Annotated in this window: 4 protein-coding genes; 3 read left to right on the forward strand and 1 reads right to left on the reverse strand. The window is 30.0% G+C overall.

Going from position 1 to position 4,674, the window contains the following annotated elements; genetic code table 11:
• Positions 1-765 (forward strand): RagB/SusD family nutrient uptake outer membrane protein (locus ACIQ0D_RS11675; protein WP_395805810.1); only part of this gene is annotated, 765 nt, incomplete at its 5' end.
• Positions 766-1,121: 356 nt separating this feature from the next.
• On the opposite strand, the gene ACIQ0D_RS11680 is transcribed toward ACIQ0D_RS11675, so the two are convergent.
• The gene (locus ACIQ0D_RS11680) at positions 1,122-1,898 is read right to left on the reverse strand and encodes a class I SAM-dependent methyltransferase (RefSeq protein WP_395805812.1); all 777 of its coding nucleotides are present in this window, start codon (positions 1,896-1,898) and stop codon (positions 1,122-1,124) included.
• Positions 1,899-2,431: 533 nt separating this feature from the next.
• Here ACIQ0D_RS11680 and ACIQ0D_RS11685 point away from each other — a divergent pair.
• On the forward strand, positions 2,432-3,349 hold the full coding sequence (locus ACIQ0D_RS11685) for an HNH endonuclease signature motif containing protein (RefSeq protein ID WP_395805814.1): 918 nt from the start codon (positions 2,432-2,434) through the stop codon (positions 3,347-3,349).
• A gap of 322 nt (positions 3,350-3,671) precedes the next feature.
• Positions 3,672-4,674, forward strand: a 1,003-nt coding sequence (locus tag ACIQ0D_RS11690; protein WP_395805816.1) for a WG repeat-containing protein, incomplete at its 3' end; no start/stop codon positions are given.

The following is a 4,674-nucleotide window of genomic DNA, read 5'->3' on the forward strand; positions in this document are numbered from 1 at the left end:
TTCGCGTTTATGGGGCCTAATAGTCAAAAAGCAAGTGCCAGTAATTATGTGCCTACTAAAGCTTTATTAGATCAGTTTACCATGAAGAATGGTAAATTAATTACAGATCCTACCTCAGGTTTTGATCCAACTAAACCTTATGACAATAGAGATCCTCGCCTAAGATTTACTTTATATGTAGATGGGGACGCTTTACCAGGTGGAGGTTTTTACAGACCAATTCCTGGACAAAATGGAGCAGATGAAGTAGGTAAAACTCAGCAAAATACTTCTACAGGTTTCAACCTGAAAAAGTATGTAGCTGCAGAAGATTTCGCTACACATAACGCATCTCACTTAAACTTTATCCTACTTCGTTATGCAGAAGTTCTTTTAACATATGCAGAAGCAAAAATTGAACTTAATCAAATCGACGAATCGGTTTATAAAGCTATTAATGATGTTAGAACTCGTACAGATGTTGGTTTACCAGCATTAACTACTGGTATGACTCAAGCTCAGCTAAGAGAGGCTGTTCGCAGAGAAAGAACAGTTGAACTTGCATTTGAAGGTCATAGATTATTTGATATCAGACGATGGAAAATCGCTGAGCAAGTAATGCCTGGTAAAGTATTTGGCTTAACTTATTATTCTGGTGGAAATCCAGTTACAATAGAGCTTCCTAGTGTGGTAAAAACATTTGATGCTTCAAAGCATTATTTATGGCCTGTGCCGCAAAGAGAAAAACTGTTAAACCCAGATCTTGGACAAAATCCAAATTGGTAATAATTTTTTTAGCATTCTAAAATGAGCAAAAAAAGCAGCGAGAATATTCTTGCTGCTTTTTTTTGCACTTTAAAATTTTCAATAAGGACCTTGAAAAAAATCAACAAATGATAGTATTAGTTAGTCCTCGCTATGGATTAGTAAATCGTGAGTAATTTTCAGACTTCTATAAAAATTTCTTAAGTAAAGGTTTATGAAACAATATGTACAAAACCGTTTGCAAATGTCCTAGATAGAGAAAAAATAAAATTAATCAAACAATGGAAACTATTTAAGGATTAGACAAATACTGGGAAGACAATACTCTTTGAAGAGAACCATGCCAAGATTAATAAAAATGTGATTATAGCACAGGTTTATTTCCATACGAATCCGCTTAATCTAAAATAACGTAACACCTTATTTGTCACTTTTAAAATACTACGAGTAACTTTAATTCTGAATGTTGACAATGAATTTTCAGGAGTACTTATCTGTACAAATGAAGGTGTGCCTGTTATCTCATGATAGGGTTTTTCAATTGTTCTTTTTTCAATTACAAGTATGCTGTCGTAGTAATGAATTGAAAAAACTGATTTAGTAAACTCATCTACTTTCAAATTTTTTTGCTCAGAATGATAAGCATTAAGAGAATCAATAAAGTTCTTACTATATTCAATAAAAGTTCCTCTTCTCTTATTTCCTCCACCAAACTCTAGCCAATATGATGTATGTAAATCTTCACATAAATAAACACCATCTTCTTTTACATAATCAAATAATTCTTCATAACTAACTATTTGCTGAACCATAGTATGTCCTCCATCGTCAATCAGAATATCAATTGGAGGTATTTGCGCCTTTACTTCTCTTAAAAAATTCCTATCAGACTGAGAACCGATAAAAATTTTGATGTTTTCCTCCTCAAATTCTTTGCATTGTGGGTTAATATCAATACCATATATTTTAGCTCTATCTCCGAAGTAATCTTTCCACATTTGAAGACTACCCCCGTGTGATACACCAATTTCAAGAATTACAATGTCTTTATTTCTATACTTACTAAAATGACGATCATAGACCTCAAAATAATGGTTCCATTTATGGATAAGTCTTTTATCATTTAATCTAAAATAGTTTTCTAAATCATTCATACTATTGTTTTTCTAAATATTTGATGGGGCAATTCGGCTAAAAATAAAATTAATTTTCGGGCAAAATAAAACTGGTTAAATATAAGCGATTTGAAACTAAAATTTGAAATGTAGGTAGGAGTTGAAAAAATCAACGGACAATTGAGAAATTGGCCATAATGTTAAACATTGATTTGTAATGTTGTCAATGGTAAATCTATAGGATTGTCCGGGCTATGATTCTATAAAATATTCGATCCCTTACGTGTTAATCCATTCCCTGAAATCCTTTCCCAGCAAATTATTGATTACCGATTATATTGATGGGTCGGCAAATTGAAATACTGCACATGTCAATTAGGGTGATTATAATAATCCTTTTCTGATAAACCATAACCCATTTTTTTAGAAGTGTTTTTAGAGCATAAAATCAACCATTTATATCTCCAATTATATCGTATTTCATATCTTATTTTTATCTTTCATTCAATAATCGTTAAATAGCTATATTTTGAAAATCATAAATCTAGAACAGTTCTTAAAAATCTAAAAACATGGAATTTATTTGGTTCATTAGTCCAAGTATTTTAAACTCGAGTGAAAAAATTGGAGATATAAATACAAGCTTTATAATTAATAAAATAAAACCACGTAATTCAAATTACATGAAATACAATGATGTAATAAGATTTGCCGAGAAGGGTTACGGAATATGGAAAACATGTAAAATAAGAAGTGTTAATTTGATAAAAATAGAAACAATAGAATCTTTAAATGAGTTAAGAAAAAATATTGACCCATATCTTGTTAATGAATATTTTAGAGAAAAGTTTAATGAGTCTATAAGCTTATTCAAAAGTAGCAAAGCAGTTTATTGTTTCATAGCGGAGCATGAAATAGTCGATTTAGAGGAAAATTCATTAAAATTAATAAAGGGAATTCAAGGTAGCGTGCATATAATTGATAATAAGAACATTAAAATTCTTGCAGAAAAACCAATGACTTCATTGTACAATAATAGTTTTGAAAATTCGGGATTTGTACCTGGAAAATTAATAAATGAATGCAGAGTTTTATTTAGCCAAATTGAAACTTTTGCAAGTTCTGCGATTTCTGGACACATCGACCACATTGTTCCAAATTCTTTGGGTGGGCCTGGTTGTTTATTGGAAAATCTTATGCCATTAGATTCAAAACTGAATATTGTTAAAAGCAATGTAACGGACAAGCCGTTTTTTAACGTTGCAGCAAGATGGAATCTAAATACCAAAATTTCAGAAGATTTTTTAACTAATTTTAATTTGTCTAAAAGATTGAGATATGATGATATTGTAAAGTCAGTTACAAAAGAAATTTGGAGTAAGCCATTGAAAGAAAGAAGAAGATTTTACTGGGATGTGAGAGCTGAAATTTACCCTTATTTAAATTTTGAATTAGCCTATAGAAAGGCAGGAATTTTAAAAGATTTTTAATTGATAATCCTAATGAAAACCTATTAAGCATCAGGTAAAAAATAGTCAAGAACCGCTTTCCGATATGAACCTTTCGCTAGAAAAATATATTAACTCTTAGCCCTGTATAAACTGGGTGCTCAGAAATACAATTAAGGGAGTTATTTTCAATCAAATTAACAAATTTCTGGGAATTAAATCATCAATAGTTTTATGCGGTCGGTATGTCAAGATGTTTAAATCTAAACCTATTGTCAGTCCACTTTATGCTGGCGATTTACATATTAAATTTATAGTAATATATTTACTTATTAAATTTATAGTTAGTAATCATATATTGTAAATGATGGAAAAGATAATAGAATTTATAGATAAGAATTTTTTTTTCAATTTGTATAAACCTGAATTAGTAAGTGATAATTGGGATTACGATGCAGAGAATTTTAAAGAGTGGGATAGTATACATAAAAATAAAAATATTGATTACAGAAATAATTATTATGGCTTTGTATTTCCAAGTGTATCATCCAAAAGTGATTCAGATTTTGATTTTGGCTTTATAAACGAAAAAGGCGAAGAACTATTGGAGATGAAATTTGATTCTGCTTCAAAAATAGTAAATGGAATATCCGTTGTAAAAAAATCAAATAAATGGTTCATACTAAAAGTAAAAGAAAATATTTTTAAAGAAATTAAATATGAAGATGTATCCTTTTTCAGTGAAGGTTTAGCAGTTGTAAGGAATGAAGAGGGTAAATATGGATATATTAATGAAGATGGCATTGAAATAATAAAATGTAAATACGATGATGCTGATTCTTTTTCTGAAGGATTGGCAAAGGTGGGAAACGGAGATTTTTTAGATAAAGTTTATGGGTTTATCAATGAAAAAGGCGATGAGATAATTCCACTTAAGTATGATTTTACTATTGAATCAGTAAAAGAAGGTCTTATTTGTGTATCGAGTGATTCTAATAATAAATATGGGTATTTAGATAAAAAAGGAAATGTGAAAATTCCATTTCAGTTCGATTCGGCTGGAGATTTCAAAGACGGGTTTGCTAAAGTTAAAATAGAAGGCAAATGGGGTTATATAGATTATAATGGTAAAATTATAATCACCTGTGAATTTGAGCAAGCCTCTGATTTCTCAAATGGGCTTGCATTAGTAAGAAAAGATTATGATGACTATTTCATTAACAACAAGGGCGAAAATGTAATTTCATGCGATGATTATAGAGATATACACTCATTTAATAATAATCTAGCTGCTGTTGCAAAAGCAGATGTTTATGGGCTGAATATTAAGTGGGGATTCATAGATAAAAAAGGGAAACTGATTATTG

The sequence above is a fragment of the Daejeonella sp. genome, from assembly GCF_044342615.1.
GTDB lineage: Bacteria > Bacteroidota > Bacteroidia > Sphingobacteriales > Sphingobacteriaceae > Daejeonella.

Bases quoted from the DNA above. Each gene is read 5' to 3' on its own strand.
- ACIQ0D_RS11680 (WP_395805812.1), bottom strand. From the start codon at position 1,898: ATGAATGATTTAGAAAACTATTTTAGATTAAATGATAAAAGACTTATC.
- ACIQ0D_RS11685 (WP_395805814.1), top strand. From the start codon at position 2,432: ATGGAATTTATTTGGTTCATTAGTCCAAGTATTTTAAACTCGAGTGAA.